19 protein-coding genes and 1 tRNA gene are annotated in these 26407 nt (G+C 65.6%); 13 read left to right on the top strand and 7 right to left on the bottom strand.

What is annotated here, in order from left to right; genetic code table 11:
• Positions 1-10: 10 nt before the first annotated feature.
• Complete coding sequence (locus G4L39_RS04955) at positions 11-436, bottom strand: ArsR/SmtB family transcription factor (RefSeq protein WP_205880793.1); 426 nt, start codon at positions 434-436, stop codon at positions 11-13.
• Positions 437-639: 203 nt separating this feature from the next.
• Here G4L39_RS04955 and G4L39_RS15735 point away from each other — a divergent pair, with 203 nt between their 5' ends.
• Positions 640-1308 carry a PDZ domain-containing protein gene (locus G4L39_RS15735; RefSeq protein WP_165106373.1) on the top strand — a complete coding sequence of 223 codons (669 nt, stop codon included), beginning with the start codon at positions 640-642 and terminating at the stop codon, positions 1306-1308.
• 50 nt (positions 1309-1358) lie between these two features.
• On the opposite strand, the gene G4L39_RS04945 is transcribed toward G4L39_RS15735, so the two are convergent.
• Both G4L39_RS04945 and G4L39_RS04940 read right to left on the bottom strand, forming a co-directional pair.
• Entirely contained in the window at positions 1359-1775 is a 417-nt protein-coding gene (locus G4L39_RS04945; protein ID WP_165106371.1) for an Hsp20/alpha crystallin family protein, read from the bottom strand.
• A gap of 15 nt (positions 1776-1790) precedes the next feature.
• Entirely contained in the window at positions 1791-2255 is a 465-nt protein-coding gene (locus tag G4L39_RS04940; RefSeq protein ID WP_165106370.1) for an Hsp20/alpha crystallin family protein, read from the bottom strand.
• Positions 2256-2534: 279 nt separating this feature from the next.
• Here G4L39_RS04940 and G4L39_RS04935 point away from each other — a divergent pair, with 279 nt between their 5' ends.
• A complete protein-coding gene (locus G4L39_RS04935) occupies positions 2535-5180 on the top strand; it encodes a DNA translocase FtsK (RefSeq protein ID WP_165106368.1) in 2646 nt (881 codons plus the stop codon).
• A gap of 196 nt (positions 5181-5376) precedes the next feature.
• A complete protein-coding gene (locus G4L39_RS04930) occupies positions 5377-6885 on the top strand; it encodes a long-chain-fatty-acid--CoA ligase (protein ID WP_165106367.1) in 1509 nt (502 codons plus the stop codon).
• 225 nt (positions 6886-7110) lie between these two features.
• Here the strand turns inward: G4L39_RS04930 and G4L39_RS04925 are convergent, their stop codons facing one another.
• Positions 7111-7590, bottom strand: a complete 480-nt coding sequence (locus G4L39_RS04925) for a hypothetical protein (protein WP_165106366.1) — start codon at positions 7588-7590, stop codon at positions 7111-7113.
• Here G4L39_RS04925 and G4L39_RS04920 point away from each other — a divergent pair.
• On the top strand, positions 7589-8365 hold the full coding sequence (locus tag G4L39_RS04920) for a DUF1559 family PulG-like putative transporter (RefSeq protein WP_165106364.1): 777 nt from the start codon (positions 7589-7591) through the stop codon (positions 8363-8365). The genes G4L39_RS04925 and G4L39_RS04920 overlap by 2 nt on opposite strands.
• Positions 8366-8821: 456 nt before the next feature.
• Here G4L39_RS04920 and G4L39_RS04915 read toward each other — a convergent pair.
• Positions 8822-8895: transfer RNA gene (locus G4L39_RS04915), tRNA-Gly, on the bottom strand.
• A gap of 716 nt (positions 8896-9611) precedes the next feature.
• Between G4L39_RS04915 and G4L39_RS04910 the strand changes: the two genes are divergently transcribed.
• Positions 9612-13712 (top strand): PAS domain S-box protein, encoded by a 4101-nt coding sequence (locus G4L39_RS04910; RefSeq protein WP_165106362.1) that lies wholly within the window; start codon positions 9612-9614, stop codon positions 13710-13712.
• 57 nt (positions 13713-13769) lie between these two features.
• Here G4L39_RS04910 and G4L39_RS04905 read toward each other — a convergent pair whose 3' ends face one another.
• Positions 13770-14858, bottom strand: coding sequence for a pyridoxal-phosphate-dependent aminotransferase family protein (locus G4L39_RS04905; RefSeq protein WP_165106361.1), 1089 nt, complete (start codon positions 14856-14858; stop codon positions 13770-13772).
• A 191-nt stretch (positions 14859-15049) separates the two neighbouring features.
• Here G4L39_RS04905 and rpmI point away from each other — a divergent pair, with 191 nt between their 5' ends.
• The 7 genes from rpmI to G4L39_RS04870 all read left to right on the top strand — a co-directional run bounded on the left by rpmI (position 15050) and on the right by G4L39_RS04870 (position 22003).
• On the top strand, positions 15050-15265 hold the full coding sequence (gene rpmI / locus G4L39_RS04900; protein WP_165106359.1) for a 50S ribosomal protein L35: 216 nt from the start codon (positions 15050-15052) through the stop codon (positions 15263-15265).
• A gap of 37 nt (positions 15266-15302) precedes the next feature.
• Positions 15303-15686 carry a 50S ribosomal protein L20 gene (gene rplT, locus G4L39_RS04895; protein WP_165106358.1) on the top strand — a complete coding sequence of 128 codons (384 nt, stop codon included), beginning with the start codon at positions 15303-15305 and terminating at the stop codon, positions 15684-15686.
• Positions 15687-15885: 199 nt separating this feature from the next.
• Positions 15886-16737 carry an acyl-ACP--UDP-N-acetylglucosamine O-acyltransferase gene (gene lpxA / locus G4L39_RS04890; protein ID WP_165106356.1) on the top strand — a complete coding sequence of 284 codons (852 nt, stop codon included), beginning with the start codon at positions 15886-15888 and terminating at the stop codon, positions 16735-16737.
• An 810-nt stretch (positions 16738-17547) separates the two neighbouring features.
• On the top strand, positions 17548-18531 hold the full coding sequence (locus G4L39_RS04885) for a deoxyhypusine synthase family protein (protein WP_165106354.1): 984 nt from the start codon (positions 17548-17550) through the stop codon (positions 18529-18531).
• Positions 18532-18597: 66 nt separating this feature from the next.
• The gene (locus tag G4L39_RS04880; protein WP_165106353.1) at positions 18598-19713 is read left to right on the top strand and encodes an LptF/LptG family permease; all 1116 of its coding nucleotides are present in this window, start codon (positions 18598-18600) and stop codon (positions 19711-19713) included.
• Positions 19710-21506, top strand: coding sequence for a GAF domain-containing protein (locus G4L39_RS04875; RefSeq protein ID WP_165106351.1), 1797 nt, complete (start codon positions 19710-19712; stop codon positions 21504-21506). Before G4L39_RS04880 ends, G4L39_RS04875 begins: the two co-directional genes overlap by 4 nt.
• Positions 21503-22003, top strand: coding sequence for a hypothetical protein (locus tag G4L39_RS04870; RefSeq protein WP_165106349.1), 501 nt, complete (start codon positions 21503-21505; stop codon positions 22001-22003). Before G4L39_RS04875 ends, G4L39_RS04870 begins: the two co-directional genes overlap by 4 nt.
• A gap of 47 nt (positions 22004-22050) precedes the next feature.
• On the opposite strand, the gene G4L39_RS04865 is transcribed toward G4L39_RS04870, so the two are convergent.
• Positions 22051-23232 carry an iron-containing alcohol dehydrogenase gene (locus tag G4L39_RS04865; protein ID WP_165106348.1) on the bottom strand — a complete coding sequence of 394 codons (1182 nt, stop codon included), beginning with the start codon at positions 23230-23232 and terminating at the stop codon, positions 22051-22053.
• A gap of 308 nt (positions 23233-23540) precedes the next feature.
• Here G4L39_RS04865 and G4L39_RS04860 point away from each other — a divergent pair, with 308 nt between their 5' ends.
• Positions 23541-26402 carry a DUF5695 domain-containing protein gene (locus G4L39_RS04860; protein WP_165106346.1) on the top strand — a complete coding sequence of 954 codons (2862 nt, stop codon included), beginning with the start codon at positions 23541-23543 and terminating at the stop codon, positions 26400-26402.
• The last annotated feature ends 5 nt before the right edge of the window (positions 26403-26407 follow it).

The raw sequence follows: 26407 nt of genomic DNA, 5'->3' as shown, positions 1-26407 counted from the left end.
CCCTCCGGGATCACGGGCTCCGAACCGGCCGCTGCACCCGGGCTCCGCCGCTTCCGCGAACCCCGCCCCGGCACAGTCGCCGACACAACCCGTGCGGGTCCTGAGACAGAATCCTCTCCAGGGCCCGCCGGTCCGCCTGAACGCACGAATCGCCCGCCACCGCTTTCAACGCCCATCCCAGAGCCCCGCGCACCACCTCCGACCCGGGCCGGGCCACCCGCCGATAGTACACCCAGCGCCCTTCCTTGCGCGATTGGATCAGACCGGCCCGTTCCAGAACGGAGAGATGCCGCGAGACGGTCGACACGGCCAGCCCCAGCAGGGCCACCAGTTGACACACGCAACATTCGCGGCCCTCCAGAGCGGCCAGAATCCGCAACCGCTGCCGATCGGACAGCGCCCCGGCCACCGCAACCACCCGAGCCATTGTTTCCATGTTTCGCCAATCATCGAAATAACAACCGGCCCTGTCAACCCCCGAAACAGCCGGCCCCGCCCGGCTGCCCAAACCCTCACCGCAACCGCCCCACCGGACTGCACGCCGCGCGGGCGCGACCGGGGACGACTTGCACCCGCACCCGTCCACGCCCATGCTGGAACGGGACACGACCCGTCGTCCCCGTCGGTGAGGTGAGAAACGTGAAGACCGGAACCACAGTACCCTGGTGCCTGAGCGCGGTTCTGTCGCTGGCGTTGGCCGCGCTGGCCGCCATCCATTGGCAGCAGCGGCGCCAATGGCACGAGGCCCAAAACCGACTGGCTACCCTCCGCGATCTCCAGGTCGAACTGGAAACCCTGCGCCTCCAAAACGAACAACTCCGGGCTTCCAACCGTGAACTGGCCTCGGCCGGATTGTCCTCCGAAGGCACACGGGAACTGCTGCGCCTGCGCAATGAGGTCACCCAGCTTCGCAAACAGCTGGAGGAACTGGAATCCCTGCGCGAAGCCAACGCCAGGCTGCTCCAGGCACTCCAAAACACGCCCGGTTTGTCACCGACCCAGATCGCCCAGGTCACCGCCGCCCGCCAACAGGGCTCCATCCTCGGCGTCTACATCCAACCAGCTCCCCCGGGCCAGACCGGCGTGTTGGTGGCCGGCATTGACCCCCGGGCACCCGCCGCCCGATCCGGATTGCGCCCCGGTGACATCATCTACGCCCTCGACGGCAAACCCGTGCCGGATGCGGGCACCCTGCAGGCGGAAATGCTTACGCGCCGACCGGGCCAGACCGTCCTGGTGGACGTGCTCCGAACTAACACGCCCATGCGGTTCCAGGTCACCACCTGGGCCTGGCCGGCCCAAAAGTAAAAGAAGAGCGGCGCCCCCTCCGACGCCGCCGGACAAACTCCAATCCCGGCTCAATCCGTCACCGGTATCCGACGCGGTTGCAACTCCTGCACCTTCGGCAGGACCAGCGTCAGCAAACCCTGCTCCAGCCGGGCCGTCACCCGATTCGCGTCCACCGAAGGATCCAGCTCAAACACCCGACGGTACTCCAAACCCGCACCGCGCTCCCGCAACAGGAACCGACCCTCGGCTGCGTCGGGATTGCGCCGGCCCAGAATCGTCAGCTGATTCCCTTCCAACGTCACTTCCAGCCCATCGCGGGCCACCCCGGGCATCTCCGCCTCAATCACGAACTCTTGGGGGGTTTCGTAAATGTTCACCGCCGGCACCAACCAACGCCGGCGCGAAGGCATCCGGGTCACCCGGCCCTCTTGCGAACCGGCCGGTTTCATTTCCTGCGATGCTTGGACAACTTGCTCCTTCTCCATGGCTGCCCTCCTTTCTCAGTCCGTTTGCACCTGGATCTGTTTCGGCCGGGCCTCTTCCGCCTTCGGCAACACCACCTCCAATACGCCGTCCCGGTACCGGGCCGTGATCTGGTCCGCAGCCACCGGCACGGGCAACGAGATGGTGCGTTGGAACCGGCCCAGCACACGCTCCGCCCGATGCACCTGGGCCCGGGCATAACGCTCGTCAGCACGCCTCTCCCCGGCCACCGTCACACACCCGTCGTGCAGTGTGACCTGAATGTCCTCACGACGCATCCCGGGTAAATCCACCCGCAAAACCAGCCGATCGGATTCCTCCACCAGGTCCACCGCCGGCGCGTGCTCGCCCCACAAGGTCGAACTTGCACCCGCAGCGGCAAACGCCGCGTCCAAAAGCCGATCCACCTCTTCCTGCAAACTCTCCAGCTGATCCCAAAACGTGGGATTCCGCCGTTCCATACGCCTGACCTGCATGCTCATAGGCAACCTCTCCTTTCTCAAACCACCTCACCACAAGCCAAAACCATGCCAATACGCCCACTCACATGTAAGCTACTGTTCATCAACATGATGCGAATCCACTAGACCCTCCATTAGTGTCATGTTGGCACACTTCTGACCGGGCAATCACAACTTCCCGCTCTGTGACGTGACGTTTTGGCACCATCAGGCTTGGACGGATCCGGCGGATCAGACCGGGTCGGTCCGATCCCGCACATCTCTCTTCCCACCTCTCCCCAACGGTGCTACGGTGGCGGCATGGCGCGGAGGATGGCGCAGCCCAATCAAAGCCGCGTACCCCGGGAATTGGTGGGGGTGGTGTTGGCTGCGGCGGGTTTGTTCTTGTTGGTGGCACAATGGTCGTTTGATCGTTACGACCTGCCGCTGCATCGCGACCCGCCCAATCAACCCGTGCACAATCTGGCCGGCCCGATCGGGGCGCACCTGGCCAACGCCTCTTTCTTCCTTTTTGGCCTAATGGCCTTCTTTCTGCCCCCGGCCCTGCTGCTCATGAGCGCTGCCTGTTGGTGGAGCGCACTCGACCACCTGCTCCGCCGCTGGCCATGGCTGTTGGTGTGGTTTCTCTCCGGTTCCGGCCTCCTCCACATGGCCAACGATTGGCCGATCCTGCGGAGCTGGAGGACCTTGCTGGGCGCACCCAGCGTGGGAGGCTTCCTGGGCGCCTTCAGCTATGACTGGTTCTTTTGGACGCTCGGCACGGTGGGAGCCACGATTACCTACACCACCCTCTACGCAGCCAGCCTGGTCTACCTCTCCAACTTCCAACTGTTCGATTGGCTCCGTGCCCTGCCGGTTCGGCTTCGGGAACTCCGATCGCGAGGCGTTGCCCCCTCACCCCTCGAGCAAAAGGCCGAGGAACTCGAAAAACGCAGGAAAGCCCTGCAGGAGGAGCTGGCCCGCGCCGGGGTGGGTGCCGACCTGAAACCGGTCCCGGAACCCAGGATCCGCGATCTGAGCGTACCGCAGCGCAAGACGGAATCCGAGCCCCCCGCAACGCGGTCGGCCCCCGTGCCCACCACCGCCGGGGAATCCCCGGAACCCGAGCCCGAGCCCGCAGTTGCCAAGCAACCGGAGGACGCGGACGAAACAACCACTCCCACCGATCGCCCGGCCCCCGCGACCGTCACCACAGCCGGCTCGGATGAGGTCGCGAAGACCCAACCACCCGCCCCGTCCAAGCCCGTGACACCGGCACCCCCAACCGCACCAACACCGGCCCCGGCAGCGGCCACCACGAGCGGCAAGCCGCGCAAGCCCAAACCCATCGCCGTCGCAGCGCCCCCGGTCATCGGCAACTATCAGCTACCGGGGCTGGACCTGCTCAATCCCCCTGAAGTGCCCGCACGGCCCGGTGAATCCAGGGAAGAATTGCTGGCCAACGCGCGGCTCATCCAACAAACGCTGGCCCAGTTCGACATTCCCGTGGAACTGGGCGACATCACCAAGGGCCCCACCATCACGCGGTACGAGCTGCATCCGGCCCCGGGGGTCAAATTGGAACGGATCACGGCACTGACCAACAACCTCACCGCGGCCCTGAAAGCCGAACGCATCCACATCCTGGCACCCGTACCGGGCAAGAGCTCCGTGGGAGTCGAAGTCCCCAATCGCGTCAAAACCAAGGTCGTCATTCGCGACCTGCTCGAATCCGAGGAATGGCGCAACACCCGGGCTCGCATCCCGTTGGCCCTGGGCAAGGACGTCTACGGCCAGCCCATCATCGCCGACCTGGCCGAGATGCCGCACCTTCTCATCGCGGGCAGCACCGGCTCCGGCAAGTCGGTGTGCATCAATGCGATCATCGCGTCGCTGCTCTACCGGTTCACGCCCGACCAGCTCCGGTTCGTCATGATTGACCCCAAGGTGGTGGAGCTGCAGCAGTACAACAGTCTCCCTCACCTCGTGGTGCCGGTGGTGACGGACCCCAAAAAGGTCATCCTGGCCCTGCGCTGGGTCGTCAACGAAATGGAGAAGCGCTACCAGATCTTCGCCCGGGTCGGCGTCCGTAACATCACCTCCTTCAACAGCCGGCCCCGAAACAAGCCCCTGCCCGAACGCGAACCCGAACTGCCCCTGAAAGCCCGCAAGGAAAAGATCGAACCCTCCGCCGACGGTTTTGCCGTCGAGGTGGACGAGGAAATCGTGGTGCCGCGCGAGGAGGACATCGTCATCCCGGAAAAACTCAGTTACATCGTGGTGATCATTGATGAGCTGGCGGACCTGATGCTCGTGGCCCCTGCCGATGTGGAAATGGCCATTGCACGCATCACCCAGATGGCCCGAGCCGCCGGCATCCACGTCATCGTGGCCACCCAGCGCCCCAGCGTGGACGTGATCACCGGCGTCATCAAGGCCAACATCGCCGCCCGCATCGCCTTCCAATGCGCCTCCCGGGTGGATTCGCGGACCATCCTCGATGCCATGGGCGCCGAAAAACTCCTCGGCAAGGGCGACATGCTCTGGCTGCCGCCCGGCTCGGCCAAACTCATCCGGGCCCAGGGCGCGCTCATCACCGACGAGGAAATCCAGCGCATCGTGGATTTCATCGCCAAACAGGGCAAACCCAACTACGACCTCGAAATCCACGAACAGCTCTCGCGCCCGTCGTCCAGCCTCGACGAAAACAACGGACTCAACGAGGACGAGGAACTCATCCAGCAGTGCATCGAGGTCATCCGCAGCGAACAAAAGGCCAGCGTCTCGCTCCTTCAGCGGCGTCTCCGACTCGGCTACACCCGGGCCGCCCGGATCATGGACGAACTGGAACGCCGCGGCATCGTGGGGCCCAGCAAGGGGGCCGAACCCCGCGACATTCTGATCGACCTGGACGCGCCCGGCCCCCAGACCGGTTCCCAACCACCTCCACCCAGGTCCACCCCCTGAACCGTCCACTCCACCGCGCACACCCCGCAGGTCCACCGCCCCGCCCCATGCCGGATTTTCGCCCCACCCCAAACCTACCGTGCCTCAACACGCCCCATTTCCCGGTCCCTCCCTGGAACGCTCGCCGTCACCGCCCGGGGATTCAAACCCGGCAGATCGCCTTGCCCCGCCACCAGCAATCCATTACACGACTTGCATGAACCTGCCGGTCGCCTTCACCACCTCGGCCGAAACCCACGCCCACCAAACGGCGGTGTTTTGGGGGCCCGAAGAAATCCCCTACCACGCGCTGCTGCGACAAACCCGCGCAGTTGCCCGGGCGCTCACACAGGAATTCGGTGTCCAACCGGGCGACCGCGTGGGGCTCTGGCTCAAAAACCGGCCCGAGTTCATCCCCGCCTTCCTGGGCACCCTCACCACGGGCGCTGTCGCCGTGCCCATCAACAACTTCCTCAAACCCGACGAGGTCAACTACATCCTGGGCGACGCCGGGGTCCGGCTCCTCATCACGGAGGAGGAACTGGCCCGGCACGCTCCGGCCCTTCAGGCGGTGCACCCGGACCTCCGCCTTTGGCTCGCCGAGCAGTTCGCCGGGCTCGCCCCCGCACCGGCCGGGTGGGAACCGCCCGGATTCCACAGGCCGACCGGGGAACTGGCAGTGCTGATCTACACCTCCGGCACCACCGGCCGCCCCAAGGGGGCCATGCTCTCCCACGGCAATCTCCTCCACAACGTGGAGAGCTGCCGACAGGTCCTGCAGGCCGTGCAGGCCGACCGCATCGCCGTGCTCCTGCCGCTGTTCCACAGCTACATGATCACCGTAGGCATGCTGCTGCCGCTCCTCATCGGCGGCAGCATGGTCCTGGTTCGGTCCCTGCACCCGCCCCGCAACGCCCTGGCCGAGCTCCTGCAACGACAAGCCACCGTCCTGCCTGCCATCCCACCCTTCTACCGCGCCATCATCAGTGCACCCCTGCAGCCACCGCTGCCCATGCGACTCTGCATCAGCGGTGCGGCGCCCCTGCCGGTGCAAATCCTGAAGGATTTCGAAGCGAGGTTCGGTATCCCCCTGCTGGAAGGCTACGGCCTGAGCGAGGCCAGCCCCGTGGTGACCAAAAATCCCATCCACAAACGCAAGCCGGGGTCCATCGGCATACCCATCCCGAACGTGGAGGTCTCCATCCAGGACGACGCGGGCAACCTGCTTCCGCACCACACCGTCGGGGAAATCTGTGTACGCGGCGGCAACGTCATGCTCGGCTACTGGAATCGCCCCGACGAAACCGCCCAGGTCCTGCGCAATGGCTGGTTGTTGACCGGCGACGTCGGTTACCAGGACAGCGAGGGTTACTTCTACATCACCGATCGCAAAAAGGACATGATCCTCGTCAACGGCATCAACGTGTACCCGCGCGAAATCGAGGAGGTACTCTACCAATACCCCGGCGTTAAAGAAGCCGCCGTCATCGGTGTGCCGGATCCGCGCCGGGGTGAGCAACCGTTGGCGTTCATTGCCCCGGCCGAGGGAGCCACCCTCGCGGAGCGCCCGATCCTGCAATTCCTGCGTGAAAGGCTGGCCGACTACAAGCTGCCCCGGCGCATCGTGTTCATGGAAACCCTTCCCCGCAACGCCACCGGCAAAATCCTCAAGACCACCCTCCGCCAAATGGTCGCCACCGTCGGGCCCGTGGAGGAACTGGGCTGAGCGTCACCCCTGTCGCCCCCCATTGGGGACGGGCCCAATGCACGCCCGGCACGGGCTTCCGTCCCGGTCGCCCTTTCCCGTACCCCCCGCAGTTCGAACACGACCGATCCCCGGCCAGATCCCACCCGGGGCACCGCAGCCCATCAAGCCCGTCAGGTCCGGAAACCCACGGGGTTTCAACCCGACCCGAACGCACCCCCACGAGCCGGCCCCTCCCCTGGGACGTCACCGCCGCACGGGCAGGTTCGACGGTGTGCGGAACTCGTACCGAACCGAACCGGCATCGGTTTGCAACAGCAACGTGTACTCCGCGCCGGGCTCCAACGGATCCGCCCATGCACCGGGCACATGAGGTCGCATGCCCCGGATCGGCTGCCCGTACACAATGGCGCGCACCGGAATCGAATTCGAATCCGACACCAGGTGCCAGAGCCCGGAAGCGTACTTGTTGGTGGCCAACATGGCCGTGGGCACCAACCGCACCTCCTTCAAACGCACGGTTCGATCCAGCGAAAAGGTCACCAGATACGGCAACCGCCCCGGGCCGCCCCGACGAACCGGCCGGGCGGGATCGTAACGAGGATTAGGCCGAATGGTGTGTACCATTTGAATATCCGGCGGCCGCAACCAGTCCATCACCCGATAGAGACTGAAACCGAACAGCGCCACCACGACCACGAGGAGAAAAATGTTTTTGCCCGACATGATCCACAGAAATGGACGCTGTCCGGCCCCATCTATTCAGGGGGCGACGCCCCGGCATAATACCTCAGCCGCCGCATTCACCCTGATCGAGTTGCTGGTCGTCATCGCAATCATAGCCATCCTGGCCAGCATGTTGCTCCCCGCCCTGGGCCGGGCCAAGGAGACCGCACGACGCATCTCCTGTAACAACAACCTGCGCCAGCTCGCCCTGGCCACACGGCTGTACGTGGACGACAACGAAGGCTTCTTCCCGCCGCGGTTGGTCAACGGCCGCTGGCCGCACCGGCTCCAACCCTACTACCGCGAGTTGCGACTCCTGGTGTGTCCCAGTGACGGGCCCAATCCCGCCACCCAGCCCGTCAACACCAACCTCTATCCCGCTGACGGCGCCCCCCGCAGCTACCTGATCAACGCCTTCAACGATTATTTCCAGAGCGTGCTGTCCGCAGAGCAGTGGCAGGCCTACGTCCAAGCCCAATACCCACAAGGGATGAAGGAACTCATGGTCCGGCATCCCTCCGATACCATCCTGTTCGGTGAAAAGGAGACCCGATCGCCCCACTATTACATGGACTTCTACGAGGGCAACGGCAACGACGTGGACGAGGTCGAACAAAGCCGGCACTCCGGCGCAGGAGCCGGAACCCGATCCGGAGGGTCCAACTTCGCCTTCATCGACGGTAGCGTGCGGTTCCTGAAGTTCGGTCGCAGCCTCATACCCGTCAACCTCTGGGCCGTCACCGAAGCTGCTCGAACCAACCTGGCAGGGTTCTGAGAACCCCGCCCATCCGCTGAAGCTCAATTCGCGGCAGGCCGCATTGCACCAGCCCGGCCGGGGTTACCTCTTCCAGTCCGCCCGCCCCGGGCATGAGCAGGCCGCGGGCAAACAGCCGAACACCCAAACGCAACGGACCTGCCACCGCGCGGCCCCTGCCACTGCCACCGTTTTCGAGCCCCCAGAGGTCAAACTGACCCAAAAACGGCACTCCGCTCAACCGTTGCCGGGCCGGCCGGTCAGAACCGGCTTTCGCGGCTCACACCGCGACCCATCCGCACAACGCACATCAGGCCCCGGTCCGCTGCTGACCAACCTGGCACCTCTGTAAGCCCTGCGAACCTCCCTCGAATACCTACCTTCGACTGCCATTGCGGTCCCGTCCCACGCGTCGGAAGCCTTGGAAGGACAAGGAGACCAAAACCGGCGGAAACAGGTCGGATCCACAAAAAAATTTGGAGCGGGTGAAGGGAATCGAACCCTCGTCTCAGGCTTGGGAAGCCCGCGTTCTACCATTGAACCACACCCGCAATCCGCCGCTCTTTCTAGCACAAGAGGATCCCGCTGACAAGTCCCCTTCGGGGCCCCGCTGAAGGCCAGGCAGGCCCGGATTTCGATCCGCCAGGACAACCCAAAAACCCGGCATCCCACCGGTTGGCCGCAAAGGAACAAAACAGCGGCGCGCCCTGACCCCGGCACTCATACTGCCAACGTGTGGCTAAATGCCCAACCCGGCATCCGCCAGCCGCACGATTGCAACGCCGGGCAAGAGGCTGATGGAAACGAACCACCGGGTCCGACTTCGCCCTCACACCGCCTTGAGGATTTCCTGGTGACACCGCAATTCTCGTTCTTGCGCCGGATCAGGTTGCCCGGCCCGGCCCCGGATCCGCGCCTGTCCACCACACCAGGGGCCGGCGTCAAAGCGAACCGATTTGACGCCACCGCACGGACAGCACCGCACGGCGACGCACCGACCGACCACGTGTCTCAAGTCACAAAAGGCCTAAAGGATTGCATTACTTGACCGATACCGCGCCGATGGCAGATTACCTTGGACGCGCGAGGTTGTTGCCGCAGTCCGCGCCTATGCCCGGTAGGTCCTCAACCCAGGCGGCGAACGCATCGTTGTCCGATCCGGCAGCGAGCGGGCAACCCAGGACGAGGATTTCACTCCACTCCCGCGGTTCACCGGACCTCACGCCGTCACGAATCACGCCCGCCCACACCCAAGCTCACCTGCCATATGTCCGCACCCCGAAATCCACCTGAGCCCCACTCCAACACCGGCGGCCAGTCCGACCAGGCACTGGGATGCACAATCCGGCTCAATGCACGGGGCCGGATTGAGGACGTCGATCCGGCCTTTCTACAGGTCACAGGCTGGGAGAAACGGGATCTTTTGGGCCGGTCCTGGACCGAACTCTTGGACACCCCCAACCCGTCGCCCGCCATCGAGCCGGCACGGTCCGCCGGCGATCTCCCACCATTCGGTCATGGTTGGTGCCGGCGCGCTGATGGATCCCCATGGGCGGTCCTGTGGGAACTTGTCCGAGACGCGGACGGCACCCTGCAAGTGCGGTTTCGACCGGCGCCGGTCACCAACGGCGGCATCCCAACACCGGGGCCATCCCCGGATCGCGCCAGGGTGATCCTTCAAAGCATCGGCGATGCAGTGCTCACCACCGACGCCACCGGGTGCGTGGAGTATCTGAATCCGGTTGCCGAGCGTCTGACGGGGTGGTCCCTGGCCGAGGCGCGCGGCCGCCCGATCCAGGAAGTCTTCCCCATCGTTAACGAAGAAACCGGCCAGCCGGTCGAGTCCCCGGTAACCCGCGTGCTCCGGGAGGGCATCGTCGTCGGATTGGCCAATCACACCATCCTCCGCAGCCGCGACGGCCGCGAAATCCCCATCAGCGACGCCGGCGCCCCCGTTCGCGACGAAACCGGCAACCTCATCGGCGTGGTGCTGGTGTTCCGCGACCAAACCGATGAACGTCGTTGGCAACGGCATCGTGACGCCGAGCGCGACCTCCTGGAATGGCATGCCCGCGGCGAACCGGTGGAGGAGTGGTTGACACGGTTGTGCCGGGCCTATGAATCAATTCACCCGGGTGCGCTCTGTTCGGTACTGCTGTTGGAAGGCGATTGCCTGCGCTCGGCGGCAGGGCCATCCCTGCCCGAGGCCTATCAGCGGGCCATTGACGGGGTGCGGATTGGACCGAACGTCGGTTCCTGCGGCACGGCCGCCTGGCGCAGGGAACGCGTCATCGTTTCGGACATTGCCTCCAGTCCGCTCTGGCAGGGATGGCAGGATCTGGCCGCCCGGTTCGGGCTGGCGGCGTGCTGGTCGTTTCCCATTCTCAACCGGCGCCAGCAGGTGCTGGGCACTTTCGCCGTGTACTACCGGGAGCCGCGCGGACCCACCGACGAGGAGATCGAAACTCTGGAGCGCTGGGCGCACCTGGCCGGGCTGGTGATCGAACATCAGCGGGTACTGGACGAACTGCGCCGAAGCGAGAGCCGGCTGGCCGAGGCCCAGGCACGGGCCCGCCTCGGCAGTTGGGAACTCGACCTGCGCACCGGACACGGTGAATGGTCCGTGGAAATGGCCCGACTCCACGGTTGGCCGGAAAGCCAGCCGGCGCCTTCGTTCGAGGAATTCCTGAGCCTGGTCCATCCATCCGACCAGCCCCGGATCCGCTCCATCCATCAACGGCTGGGGCTGGCCCGTGCGCCGTTCATGGTGGAGTACAGGACCCACCCCGAGCGCGGCCCCGTGCGCCACATCCAGGTGCGGATCGAGGTGATCCGCGACGCAGAAGGCCAACCCGTCCGGGTTGTGGGAACCTCGCTGGACATCACCGACCGGGTCCGGCTCGAAGAGCAAATCCGACATCGCGAGGAACAATTCCGCCGGTTGATCGAGCACGCCCCCGAAGCCGTGGTGCTGTTGGATGTGGCCAGCGGCCGGTTCGTGCTGGCCAACACCGCCGCCCAACGGCTGTTTCGGTTCACCGACCGCGAGATCCTCCAACGGGGCCTCATTGATCTGAGCCCGGAATTTCAACCCGACGGCGAGCCCTCGGCCATCAAGGCGCACCGCTACATCGCAGCCGCCCTGGCCGGCGAAACCCCCGTGTTCGAATGGACCCATCGCGATGCCCAAGGGCATGAAATCCCCTGCGAAGTCCGACTGCTGCGCATGGAGTTCGACGGACGGGTGGTGGTGCGCGGCAGCATCCTGGACATTTCCCAGCGCAAGGCCGCCGAGGAACGAATTCGCCGGCTGACCCGCGCCCACGCCCTGCGCAGCGCAGCCAGCCAACTGATCGTGCGTGAGCAGGATGACGATGCCCTCCTGGCCGGTGTATGCCGCATCGCCGTCGAGGTCGGCGGTCTTCCGGGTGCCTGCATCCTCCGGATGGATTCATCCACCGACGAGTGCACCGTTGCGGCCGCAGCACACCCGGCCAACACCGATGCCGCGGCGGTCACACAGGCATGCCACCAGGTGACTTCATGGGCCGCGCTCCGGGATGCCATCCGTCAGGGCCGGCCGTGGACCACCTCCCTGGCGGATCCGGACCGTGCCGGGTTTGCGCCAGAGCCCATCCTCCCGCCGGGCATTCGGTCGGTGGGCTGTTTCCCCGTCCACGCCGACGAGCAAGCCCGATGGGCCCTGCTGGCCATGGCCGATGTGGCGGGCTATTTCGATGGGGACACCACCCGGCTGTTCGCCGACCTGGCAGCCGATGTCGGCCTGGCCCTCCAGACCCATAGAAACGAACGGCAACGCCGCGAAGCCGAAGAACGTCTCCGCCGGAGCGAAGAACGGTTCCGCCTGCTCATCGAGAACATCACCGACCTGATCACCGTCGTGGACCGGCAGGCGATCGTTCGCTACCTGAGCCCGTCGGTCAGGCGTGTGCTGGGTTACGACCCCGACCAGCTCATCGGCCGGTGCGCCCTGGCGTTGGTCCACCCGGAGGACGTCCAGGTCGTGCTCGAAGGATTGGACCGGGCAATCCAGCAGCCCGACCTGCCTCCGATCACCGTCGGCTTCCGCCTCCGCGACCTTCAGGGTAACTGGCACCGGTTCGAAGCCGTGGGGCGATTCGCGCCCGATCTGCTGCCCGGCGGCGCCGTGGTGGTAAACCTCCGCGATGTCACCGAAATGCGCCAGCTGGAGGAACAGTTCCGGCAGGCCCAGAAAATGGAAGCCGTCGGTCGCCTGGCCGGAGGCGTGGCCCACGACTTCAACAACATCCTGTCGGTGATCATGATGCAGACCGAGCTGATTCGCCTGTCCGTGCCGGAAGAGACGTTGCCCACCGAGGTCACCGAAGGCCTGGACCAGATTCGCCTGGCGGCCGAACGCGCGGCAGCCCTGACCCGGCAACTCCTGATGTTCAGCCGCAAACAGGTCATGCAAACGCGCGAACTGGACCTCAACGACGTGGTGGCGACCCTCGTCAAGATGATCCAGCGCATCATTGGCGAGGACATTCAGCTCCAGTTGCGGCTGGATCCCGACCCGCTGCCCGTCCGGGCCGATCCGGGCATGCTGGATCAGGTGCTGATGAACCTGGTGGTAAACGCAAGGGACGCGATGCCGCGTGGCGGTCAATTGACCCTGGCCACCGACCGAAGGGTCGTGCCCTCCGGATCCGGCCCGACTCCGCCGGACCTGCCTCCGGGCACATACGCGGTCCTGCGCGTCCGCGACACCGGCGTCGGCATCCCCGAGGAACATTTAAGCCGGATTTTCGAACCCTTTTTCACCACCAAGGAGCCCGGCAAGGGAACCGGCTTGGGCCTGGCCACCGTGTTCGGTGTTGCCAAACAGCATGGAGGCACGGTGACGGTCATCAGCGAAGTCGGCCGCGGCAGCACGTTCGAAGTGTGGTTGCCCCTGCTGGAAAAAGCCATACGACCCGGGGCCGGACCTGCAGTCGCCCCACCCCCGGGCGGTTCCGAAACGATCCTGCTGGTTGAAGACGATGAGCCGGTTCGGTCTCTGACCCGGGCCGTGCTGGAATCGGCGGGTTACCGCGTGCTGGTTGCGCGGGACGGCCTCGAGGCCCTGGCGCTCTGGCAGGCCAGACACGAGCCGGTGCACCTGCTGTTCACCGACCTCGTCATGCCCGGCGGCCTGGGCGGCCGTGAACTGGCGCAAAAACTCCGACAGCAAGACCCGCGGCTCCGGGTGGTCTTTTGCACGGGTTACAGTGCCGAGCTGGCCGGCCGGGACCTGGAGCTCGGCCCCGGCCAGGCCCTGCTGGAAAAGCCGGCCAACCCGTTGGAGATCCTTCAGACCGTCCGCCGCTGTCTCGACGCTGTCTGAAAGCCGACCGGTCCGCTCCGGGGTGCCCCCCGACACCGTTTCCGGTGGCCCCGCGTCCTACAGGGCCTTCAGCGCATCGTCCATGGCGGCCAACAGCTCGGCCATCGTCTCCTCCGTTTCGTTGCCCATGTTGGACACGCGGAAGGTCGTGCCTTTGATCTTGCCGTAGCCGCCGTCGATGAGGAAGCCGCGTTCCTTGACCAGTTGCTGGAATCGCGGGACGTCAATGACCCGTCCGCCGGGCTTGGCCCCGTTGTTGATGCAGGTCAGCGTGCGCGATTCAAAGCCCGGCTCCGGAAAGAGTGTGAACCCGTGACGCGCCGCCCAGTCCCGAACCATCTGATTGGTGCGACGATGCCGTTCGAACCGCGCTTCCAATCCCTCGGCCAGGATCTCGTCCAGCTTGTCGTCCAGCGCGTACACGTGCGGGATGCTGGGTGTGCTGGGCGTCATGTTCTGCTCGGCGTTCTTCTGGAACTCCAAAAAATCGAAGTAATAGCCGCGATCCGGAATCGTCGCCGCCCGTTGCATCGCCGCCTCGGAACACACAAACACCGTCATGCCGGGCGGCAACGCAAAAGCCTTCTGCGTCCCCGCCAGCATCACATCAATCCCCAGCTCGTCAAACGGCAACTTCACCGCCGACATCGAACTGACGGTGTCCACGATGAACATCACATCCGGGTACTTGCGCTTCAGGGCGGCAATCTCCTCCAGCGGGCTCATCACGCCGGTGCTGGTCTCGTTATGGATGATGGTTACCGCGTCAAACTGGCCCGTGGCCAGCTTCTTGTCCACCGCCTCGGCCCGGATCGGTGAACCCCACGGGACCTGGAGCGGTTCGGCCTCCTTGCCACAACGTTTGGACACATCGTGCCACTTGTCGGAAAACGCGCCGCACATGCAGTTCAACACCCTGCGCCGAACCAGATTACGAATCGCCGCCTCCATCACACCCCACGCACTGGAGGTGGACAGAAACACCGGCCGCTTCGTGTACAACAGCTGCTGCAGCTTCGGCTGCAACCGCGCGTACAGGTCCTTGAACCCCTGCCCCCGATGTCCGATCATCGGCCGGCAAAACGCCCGGAAAGTCCGTTCACTCACCTCCACCGGGCCCGGTATGTGCAACTTTACGTGTCCCATGGCGCAATCCTTGCTGTTCCGCCGGCCCCTCTCGTCCAGCCGGCGTGCGCCACCAGACTCCCAAACCCACCCGACCGAAGCAAGCCCGCGCCCCACCCGATCGAGCACCGAAACCTTCTGCAAAACCCCTTGCGCACCCCAGGGTCTTCACCTAAGATTGCGCCCCTGTTTGAACGAAAGGACAGTCTGGTATGCGACGTCCCCGAGCCATCAAAACACGCAAGGCCGTGGCGAAACGATTCAAAATCACCGCCACGGGCAAGGTCCTGCGCTCGCGCGCCGGACGCCGGCACCTGTTGCAGGGCAAAAGCCCCAAACGCCGCCGTTCGTTGCGCAAGCAGGTGCTCGTCACCGAGGCCGACGCCGAACGCGTCCTGGCCAACCTGCCATTCAGCCACCGCGGCTGACGCGAATCCCCGGGACTTTCCAACCTGAACACACACCATGCGAGTCACCAACGCACCAGCTTCCCGCAAACGCCGAAAACGAATGATCCGGGCGGCCAAGGGCTACCGCCTGCGCCGCTCCAAACTCTACCGGTACGCATCCGACGCCGTGGATCACGGCCGCCAGTACGCCTACCGCGATCGGCGCACCCGCAAACGCGAGTTCCGGCGACTCTGGCAAATCCGCATCAACGCCGCCGTCCGCGCCGCCGGCCTCACCTACAACCGCTTCATCGAAGGTTTGAAGGCCGCTCAATGTGCGCTGGACCGCAAAATCCTGGCCGACCTGGCCGCCCAGGACGCTCCGGCCTTCGCTCAAATCATTGAGCTGGCCAAAAAGGGCCTCCAGGAAAAGCAGGCCAAACTGGCCGCCGCAGCCTGATCAGCGCACCCAACAAACACGGCCAGCCTGTCGCACCCCCGCTCGGCGGGGGTTTTTGACTTTCCCGGGACCTCTCCGGACGATCAACATCCCACCGACATCAAACGAGCCGCGCCCTTCCACGGCCACCGGGGGTTGACCCATCAAACCCGATGAGCAGCCCGGAGGGGCAGGTTGGAACACAGTTGGGAGCAGCGTCATGATTCACCCCACGGCAGTCGTGGATCCGGAAGCCCGACTCGACCCCACGGTGGAGGTGGGCCCGTTCGCGGTCATCGGTCGAGACGTGGAACTCGGCCCGGGCTGCGTGGTCGGGCCGCACGTCGTGTTGTGGGGCCGACTCCGGGCGGGCGCGCATAACCGGTTCCATGCCGGTTGCGTGATCGGCGACGCCCCGCAGGACCTCAAGTACAAGGGCGTCCCCACGGGCGTGCGGATCGGCGACCACAACGTGTTCCGCGAGCACGTCACGGTCCACCGCAGCAACAGCCCCGAAGAGGACACCGTCATCGGCTCAAACAACTTCTTCATGGCCCACAGCCACGTGGCCCACAACTGCGTCATCGGCAATCACGTCATCGTTGCCAACGGGGCACTCCTGGGCGGGCACGTCATCGTCGAGGACCGCGCCTTTCTGTCCGGCAACTGTCTGGTGCACCAGTTCGTCCGGGTGGGGACCCTGGCCATGATGCAGGGCGGCTCCGCCATCAGCCAGGACCTGCCCCCCTTCACCATGGCCTGGGGCGACAACACGTTGTGCGGGCTGAACTGGGTCGGGCTGCGTCGTGCGGGATTCTCCGCCGCGGAACGGCTGGAGTTGAAGCAACTCTATCGCTGGCTGTTTCTGTCGGGTCGGCCCCTGCGCGAGGCGCTGGACGAAGCACGAATCCGTTTCAGCTCCGCCCCGGCGCGCAGGCTGATCGAATTCATTGAACAGAGCCGGCGCGGCATCTGCCGGCACGGCTCCCGTGCCCGTCGCACCGGATCGCCCGACGAAGACCGGGAATCGGCGCAGGCCGACACTGCGCCATCCGGCCCGGGCCCGGACTAGCTCCCGGGCCACGCTCCCATCCCCGCAAGCCAGCGGGCAATTTGCCGCGCCCACCGCATCCGAACGCCGCCCGAATCACAGCACCGGCAATCGCCCAACAACACACCGAAGCCGCTCAATCGCCCTTTCCAGACCGGCTCGAGATCCGCTGCCAGGTTACCGTTTGACTGAAAAGGCCCGGGCTCCCGAATTGCCACAAACAAAGCCTGTCCCAACCGGACGATGCTGACTCATGCAGGCCCCGGTCCACCGCAAATCACGCGCACACACTTCACACCACGTCCCTAATTCTTCCCGCCCGGCGCACCCTTGACCCTCATTGTGGGCTGCACCCACCGGGACGGCTGCGGTTGAGTCGTGCGTGGCGGCGTCCAGGCATCCAGCCAGACATCGTGTTCCCCATTCGCCTGCGCCGGACGTAAAACCGGCCGGCCGTGAACGCAACGTCTCATGGCCGCAGCCTCGAACGCGTGAACCCCCATGGGACCAGCTGACCTGAGATGCTCCGCTCCGCCGCGTTTTCAAATCCACCGCCTGCGACAAAAGTGCAGACTTTCCGTGAACGGCCGCTCTGATGCCCGGGGCGGGCAACTGCCCTCGTGGAGCGCCATCTGCAGCAACATCACGTTGCCGGGGCCGATCCGCTGAATTCAGCTCGCCCGCGTGTGCTTTTTGAATGGTTTTGATTCACAAGGGGCGGTTGATCTGCAACAATTGCGGCGCATCCTCGGCGGCGCGCCGCAGCACGGGACGCCGCAAATCGCGTGGCAACGCTCGGAAGGGAACCAGGACATGGCTGAAAACGTTACCATGACACCAACAACCTTGGGACCGGTCAGTGCGTTCGTGGAGGAGCACTTCCGGCATTTCAATGCCGCGGTGGTCCGACGCGCCAGTGAGGCCTGGATCCGGTTGCTGGAGCGCGGCGGCCGGATGTTTCTCGCCATGGCCGGCGCCATGAGCACGGCCGAGCTTGGACGCTCCCTGGCCGAGATGATCCGCCGCGACAAGATCCATGCGATTTGTTGCACCGGTGCAAACCTGGAGGAGGACCTCTTCAACCTCGTGGGCCACCGCGAATACGTGCAGCTGCCGGAATACCGCGACCTCACCCCGGCTGACGAACTGGAACTGATGCGACGGGGACTGAACCGGGTCACCGACGTTTGCATCCCGGAACGGGTCATGATGCTGGTTCATGACCGGTTGCTGCCCCGCTGGCAGGCAGCGGAAAAGACGGGACAACGGCGGTTCCCGCACGAGTTCGTATACGATTTGCTCCGCAGCGGTGAACTGGAGTCGCTGTATCAGGCCGATCCCCGGCACAGTTGGCTGCTGGCAGCCGCGCAAAAGGACCTGCCCCTGTTCGTACCGGGATGGGAGGATTCCTCCCTGGGCAATCTCTTTGTGGCCCGGGTAGCCGACGGCACGCTCCACGACGTGCAAATCATCCGCAACGGTCTGGAAGCCATGCTGGAGCTGCTGCGGTGGTACGAGGAAACCTCGGCCCGGCATCCGATCGGCTTTTTCCAGATCGGCGGCGGCATCCCGGGCGACTTCGCCATCTGCGCCGTGCCGTTGCTCCGGCAGGATCTCAAACGGACGCACGTCCCCTTGTGGGCCTACTTCTGCCAGATCAGCGATTCCACCACCAGCTACGGCAGCTACTCCGGCGCGGTGCCCAATGAGAAGATTACCTGGGGCAAACTCGGTCCGGACACACCCCGGTTTGTGATCGAATCGGACGCCACCGTCATTGCGCCGCTGATCTTCGCGCGGGTGCTGGGTTGGTAGCGTCCGCCCGCGGCCCCGGGGGCGGGGCTTGCGCGCCCGGGGAACCGGTGCATAGGCTGGGCGCCCGTGCGTCTGCTGGATCGCTATCTGTTGCGCGAGTTGACGGGCCCGCTGGTGGCCTGCCTCACCGGCTTCCTGCTGGTCTGGATCACCGCGGATCTGCTGGAGCGCATCGCTGATTTCCAGGGGCGCCAACTGGCATGGACCCGGGTGCTCGTCTATTACGGCTGGCGTGTGCCGGAATTCCTGGGACTGGTCCTGCCGATGGCCCTGTTACTGGCTTTGTTGTACGCGTTGCATCGGCTGGCCCGCCACCATGAGATCACCGCCATGCGCGCGGCGGGTCTGGGCCTCTGGCGCATCGCCCTGCCCTACCTGGGGGTGGGCCTGGGTTGCAGCGGCCTGATGTGGACGCTGAATGAACACTGGGGACCGGAAAGCACCCGCAGGGCGGAGGCGGTGCTCCGACCGGTCGAGCCCGGAGACGACAAACGGGTCCGCATCGCCAATTTTGGGTTCATGAACCGGCGCGACCACCGCGCATGGCATGCGGACGCGTTTGATCCGCTGGCAGGGGAGCTGACCGGTCCGCAGGTGGAGTATCTGACCCCGGAAGGTCGACGCCGATGGCTCTTCGCCAGCCGGGCCGTATATACGAACGGGGTGTGGTGGTTCCAGGAGGCGCGCGAATTCGAAAGCAACCCGCAGGGGGAACGGTACCTGGTGCCGGTGCAGGCCGTTCCATCCATGAGCCGCCCGGACTTCACGGAAACGCCGGAACAATTGTACAGCGCCCACGTGGTCCGCGGCCGGCTGGAACGCCGGGCCTCGCGCAAGCTGGACCTGCCGGTGCGGACCCTGCGGGATTACGCCCGGCTCAACCCCGACCTTTCCCCCGAGGAACGGGCGTGGTTGGAAACCCAGCTGCAAGGCCGGTTTTCCCTGGCGGCCACCTGCACGGTGGTTGTGTTGATCGCCCTGCCCTTCGGGGTCATGCCCGGTCGGCGGAACGTCTTCTACGGAGTGGCCGGCAGCATCTTTGTGGCATTTACGTATTTCGTGCTGCAACAGGTCGGGCTGGCGCTGGGCACCGGCGGGCATCTGTCCCCGTGGCTGGCAGCATGGGCGCCGAATCTGGCCTTTGCGGGGCTGGGGATTGCCATGATCCAACGGTTCCGATGAGCGCGTCACCCTCTCGACATCCACAACTCCCGCCCGATGCACCGCAGCTGGCATGTCCGGAGGAGGTCGCCCGACGACGACGTCACCTGGAATGGTTGCACGCCCTCCAGACAGCCACCGCGGAAGCCGCGGCCACAGGACCGGCTCTGGAGGCGGCACTGAAGGTGGTTCTGCGAGCGGTCCGGGCCCGGGCGGGCTTGGTCCTGCTGCTGAACCCCACCACCGGCTTCCTCGAATGGCAGGCATGCGTCGGACTGCCGGCCACGATCTCCCAACAACCCCTGCGGGTGAGTGAAGGGATCCTGGGGTGGGTCACCCGCACCGGCCAGGCCGCCTGCGTGCAAGAACTGGACAAGCATCCGCGCGCGGAGCCGCTCCGGCCCGGAGCCCGATCCCTGTTGGCGGTGCCGCTGGAAGTGGCCGACCCGGTCCGCGGTGTCCTGGCGGTGTTGGCCGATCGACCCGCGGCGTTCGGACCCGACGAAACGGACTGGTTGCGGCTGTGCAGCGGGGAACTGGAACGGCTGATCCGTCGTCTGTGGCACCTGGAACGCCTGCGGCTGCAGGCACGCATGTTCGAGCACCTCGCGCAGGTCAGTCCGAAGGTTCACGAGGCTTTCAGCCTCGACGAGGCCCTCTCCACCATCACCCGCGAGGCCGGCGAACTGATGCAGGCGCGGCTCTGTTCGCTCTTCCTGCTCGACCCCACGGGCGAATGGCTGGACCTGAAGGCCGCATGGGGCGCCGGGCCCGCCTACCGGAACAAGGCGCGGCTGAGCGTGTCGGAAAGTTTCGTGGGCGAGGTGGTCCGACGGCGCCGCCCCATGCAGATCACCGATGTGCGGAGCTCCGCCCGCTATCACCACACCGTCGTGGCCCGGAAGGAGGGATTGGTGGCCCTGCTGAGTGTGCCGCTGATGTCCGGCAACCGGAGCGTGGGCGTGTTGAACGTCTACAAGGGGCATCCGCACGTGTTCTCCGACCTCGAGGTGTCCGTGTTGCGGGCTTTTGCCGGGCTTTCGGCCCGGGCCCTGGAAAGGGCCCGGTGGCACGAACGGGTGCTCGAACTGGAGGAACAGTTACGCCGCAACGAACGACTGGCCGCGCTCGGCCTGCTGGCAGCGGAGGTGGCCCACGAGGTGCGCAATCCGCTGACGGTCATCCAGATGCTGTATCATTCGCTGGACCTGCAGTTTCCGCCCGGTGATCCGCGTGCCGAAGACGCCGCCGTGCTGGGCCGCAAGATTGAACAACTCAACCGCATCGTGGAACGGATCCTCGACCTTGCGCGCCCCAGCGAACCCCGGCTGGGTCCGGTGTCCGTCAACCCGCTGCTGGAGGAACTGGCCCGGCTGGTGCGGCACAAGCTTCGCCAGTCCAACATCGAACTGCACTGGCGGCCGGATCCGCGCCAACCGCAGGTGCATGGCGATGCGGGTCAACTCGAGCAGGTCTTCCTCAACCTCGTGCTGAACGCCACCGAGGCCATGAAAGAAGGCGGTCGCCTCACCCTGATCACGCGGGATCGCGGCGAGGTCGTGGAGGTGATCGTGCAGGACACGGGCCCGGGCATGACGCCCGAACAACGTCGGTTGGCGTTCCGGTCCGTGCTGCCGCCGGGCCGGGCCGGCGGCACCGGCCTCGGGTTGGCCATCGTGGGTCGCATCGTGGAGGCGCACCGGGGCAGGGTCCGAGCCGAAGCCCCCAAGGGCGGCGGCACGCGTGTGCGGGTCCTTCTGCCGGCCGCCCGGACCGCATCCCCGTCGGATGCCGTTTCGCCCGCTTCCGCATGATCGCCCTGTGGCAGACATTCGTGGAATTGCTGGTCACGCCGTTCCAACACGGCGAGTTGGTGTGGGGAATCGTGCCCTTGTACTTCGCCCTGCTGCTAAACGAAACCACGCCCGCCCGCGCCGATTTCCGCACCGCCATCCAGACGGGTTTCAGCTTCCTCTGGTCGGCGGCGCATTGGTTGTACCCTTACCTGCGGTGGGGGCGCTCCGGCTGGCCCATGGCCATGTGGGATCACCTGCCTCTGATCAATTTGTGTGTGACGCTCTTGGTGGCCGGCCTGGGGGCACTGGCGCTGACGGGTGGACTGCGCCGGCGCTTCGTCCGCGGCACCCGATTCCTGGGCCACAGCCGGTTTGCCAACTACTTCATGATCGCAATTTTTCCCATCCAGTCGGGGCACCTGCCGTGGACCTGGGAACGGCTGGGGGCCGTGATCGTGTTTGCCCTGCCCGCCTGGGCCCTGCTGCATGTGGGTCTGATGCCGTTCCGACGTTAAACGGTGGCGCCAACCCTGGGATTCCGGCTTCAGGTCCCCGCGCCCCCTCAGATCACAGCTTCCAACACGGCGCTCAGCTCATCCGCGGTGAGCGGGATCGGGTTCGTCTTCATGCTGTTGGCGCGAAGGGCCTTCTCGACCACCTCGGGGATCAACCCGGCTGTGAAACCGTACCGGGACAGTCGCGGCATCTGCAGCGACTGCGCCAGCTCATACAACCAGGCCACGCCGTCCTCTGCCGCGGCATCCGATCGGCCGGTTAACCAGCAGGCCGCCCGGGCGTACCGCTCCAGGGCCGGATGCCCGGAGGCCCGGCGGCGCAGGGCTCGCACGTTCGCCTCCGTCACCGGCGCCACCAGGATCCCGCATACGGCACCGTGCGGCGCGGGGACCGCACCGCCAATGGGCCCGGCCAGACCATGAACCGCGCCGAGACCCGCGTTGCTCAGCGCCAACCCGCTCAACAGCGCCGACCACGACAGGTCCGCCCGCGCTTGTGCGTCCGTCCCGTCCGACCAGGCGCGTCGCAGGCTGCGCGCCACCCGCGGCAATCCCTCGGCACAACAAGCGTCCGTGAAAAAGTTGGCTCGCGGCGAAACCCACGCCTCCAACAGTTGGGTCAGGGCATCCAGACCGGCCGCGGCCGTCACGGCCGGCGGACAGCCCATCGTGAGCTCCGGATCCACCAACGCGGCGCGGGCCACCAGATACGGACTGCGGAAGCTGACCTTGACCCGGTGCTCCGGCACGGCCAACACGGCATTGCGGGTGACCTCGGCGCCCGTACCGGCCGTGGTTGGTACCGCCAGAAATGGCAGACCCGGACCCGGCAAGGGCCGTGCCTGCCCCACCACCTCCAAAAACTCCTCCACCTCGCCCGCCCGCGGCACCAGACCGGCCACCGCCTTGGCAGTGTCCAGCGCGCTTCCGCCGCCCACACCAATCACCAGATCGCACCCTTCCTGGCGGGCCAGACCCACAGCCTGTCGTACCGTGGCCACCTCGGGTTCGCCGCACACGCCGAATCGCACCGGTTGGAGGCCGGCTGACTCCAGCGCCTGCAACAGGTCCTTCACACGCTGGTGGCTCCGGCCCGTGACCACCAGGGGTCGCCGCCCGTACGCCCGCGCCACGGCCGGCAACTCGCGACGTACACCCGCCCCAAACAAAATCCGCGGCGGGCTCACAAATTCCCACGCCAACAAGGCGCCACCTTCCTCTCCTGCCATGTCGCCATTGGAGTGACACAACCCGCCAGGGGTCAAGCAGCGCCTGCTCATCATCAGGCGCCGGTGTGAAACACGAAATCGCGCCGGATCACCAATCTGGCCCTCCTCCACGAAACCGGGAACGCTTCTCCCGCAAAGCCGCGCTCGGCCGAACTGGTCCCCGATTAGGCCAGGGTGATGCCGAATAGGCGGGGGTGCATTTCAAACATGGCCGGAAGGACTCTGAACGGCTTTCCTTGGGGCCGGGCGTGGCTCAACTTGTGAGGCACGCTCGGGACATACCAGCCCGACCCCGGACCATGAAACCGATGCAAGTACAATCGGAACCCAACCGAAGCTCCCTGCCGGAGGCGCCGAAAGGAAAATGGCTTACCAGTCTCTGGTTCGGCGGTTGCCTCGCAGCCACGTGGTTGACCGCACAGACCCCCGACAACACCGCCACCCATGCCAACCCCGCGGCCAACATCTCCGCGTCCCGGCCGGACCACTCCACAGCAGGCCCACCCATGGCCCTGGACCTCCAACAGGGCTGGCTTCAAACGAACACCGCCGACCTCGAACTCCGGCTTACGAAGGCCGGGCAGATTCTGATCTCGCTCCGTCCCCGCGGCAGCACGTTCGATTTCCTCCCATCCGACCAGCTCGAATTTCGGGCCCGGCCCGGCTTTCATCACTGGTGCGACATCATCCTCCGAGTGCGCCCGGCCGGCGAGAGCAACTGGACCGAGTGGTCCTCCGCCCGGGCCGCCCGCGTAGTGCATGCACTGGAGTCGTCACCCGGCGCCATCGCCGTGGCCGACCTGGATCCCTCGTTGCCAAGCGATTTCCCGGTTTCAATACGCCGCACGTGGGCCGTGGATCAGGGTCACCTGGTGCTGCGTTTCGATCTGCGCAATCGCGCCAACGAAACGGTGGAAATCGGCGGTTTGGCCCTCCCCGCGGTGTTCAACAACCTGATCCACAATTTCGTGACCCGTCGGGCGCGTTCCCTCGAAGAAACCCATGAAACCTGCGTGTTTTTCGACCCTTACCCCGGCTGCGACGCCGGCTATGTCCAGGTCACCCGGCTGAACGGGGAGGGGCCCGCCCTCCTGGTGATTCCCTGGGGCCAAACGTCGTTCGAAGCTTGGCAACCCCTGCGCGAGCCGGCACGACCCATGCAAACCTTCGAGGGCACGTTCGCATGGACCGTCCACAGCCGCGCATGGACCGAGCAGGAATGGAGCCCGGCCGAACCGTGGAACCCGCCCACGTCCATAATGCTGGCGCCCGGCGAAACGCGCTCTTACGGCCTGCGATTCGTCCCCGCCGGCGACATCCGCGACCTGGACGCCGCACTGATGCGTGCCGGCCGACCGGTGGCCGTGGGTGTGCCGGGTTACATCCTGCCCATGGACCTCGAAGGGCAACTGTTCCTCCACTACGGCCAGAAAGTGCGGGAAATCAAAGCAGATCCACCTGGGGCCATCGAGGTCATCCCATTCCAGCCTCCCTCGGCCGGGTGGCAGGCCTGGCGGCTGAAAGGTCGCCACTGGGGTCGGGCACGACTCACCGTGACCTATGACGACGGCCTCCGCCAAACGATCCACTATTACGTCATCAAGCCCATGCCCGACGTGGTGGCCGACCTGGGCCGTTTCCTCTTCACGCGCCAGTGGTTCGAGGACGCGAACGATCCATTCGGCCGCAGCCCGTCCGTGATGTCCTACGACCGTGAAACCGACCGCATCCTCACCCAGGAAAATCGCGTCTGGATCGCAGGTCTCAGTGACGAGGGCGGGGCAGGTTCGTGGATCGCCGCTGCTTGCAAACTGTTCGCCCAGCCGGACCCGGATCAGGTGCAAAAGTTCGAACGGTTCGTCAATGAAGTGCTGTGGGGCCGGCTCCAGTACAGCGAGGGCGATCTGCAGTACGGCGTGCGCAAGAGCCTCTTCTACTACACGACCAACGACATCCCCGGTTTCACCTACGATCCCGCCCTCGACTGGCGCTCCTGGACCAGTTGGTCCGAACAGGAAGCCCGCAGCGTGGGCCGTGGATACAACTACCCGCACGTCGTCATCGCCTACTGGACCCTCTACCGCCTGGCCCGATACCATCCCGGGCTGGTCCAGTCGCATCCGTGGGAATGGTTCCTCGACCAGGCATGGCAGACGGTCATGTTTCTCACTTCGCGGACCCCCGAAGGCCGCGCCCGGGTCGGCTACGTGAACTGGGGCCTGATGCAGGGCAGCGTGTTTGTCGAGCTGTTGCGGGACCTGCAACGGGAGGGCTGGGCGGACAAGGCCAACGCCATGGAACAACGCATGCGCCAACGCGCCGAACGCTGGGCGCGACAACCCTATCCCTTCGGCAGCGAAATGGCATGGGACTCAACCGGTCAGGAGGAGGTCTACCTGTGGTGCAAGTACTTCGGCTTTGACCGACAGGCCCGCACAACCTTGCAAGCCATCCTGGGTTATATGCCCACCCTCCCCCACTGGGGCTACAACGGCTCGGCCCGGCGCTATTGGGACTTTCTCTACGCCGGCAAAATCCGCCGCATCGAGCGACAACTCCATCACTACGGTTCGGGTCTCAACGCCATCCCGGTCCTGCACGCCTACCGGGAACACCCCGCAGACCTTTACCTCCTTCGCGTGGGTTACGGCGGTGCCCTGGGCCCCTTGTCCAATGTGGATCCGGAAGGATTCGCCTCGGCCGCATTTCATTCCTTCCCGGACTCCCTCCGCTGGGACCCCTACACCGGCGATTACGGCCTCAATTTCTTCGGCCACGTCATGACCATCGGGACCTACGTGGCCCGGCACCCGGACTGGGGATGGATCGCCTTCGGCGGGGAGATCCTCGCATCCGAGCCCGTCCTGCGTGTCCGTCCCCGAGACTCCCTCCGTCAAAGGTTCTTCCTTGCCCCCGAGGCCCTTTGGTTGACCCTCGACGCCGGACGGTTCGACACCGTCGAGTACGATCCCGGCAATGGCCGCGTCCGAATCGCCCTGGCTCCGGCCGAGCCCTTCACACCCGCTGCCCACCTGCGCATCGAAACCACCGCGCCCGGCGCAACCCGCCGCTATCAGCCGGCCACAGCCCTGCCGGTCGTCCGCGGCGCATTCCAAATTTCCCTGAGCAAGGACGTCACCCAAATCGATCTCATCCCCGAAGACCGCTAAGAGAC

The sequence above is a fragment of the Limisphaera ngatamarikiensis genome, from assembly GCF_011044775.1.
GTDB lineage: Bacteria > Verrucomicrobiota > Verrucomicrobiia > Limisphaerales > Limisphaeraceae > Limisphaera > Limisphaera ngatamarikiensis.
Note: the sequence above shows the minus strand (reverse complement) of the source record. Positions and strands in the feature narration are given on the sequence as shown.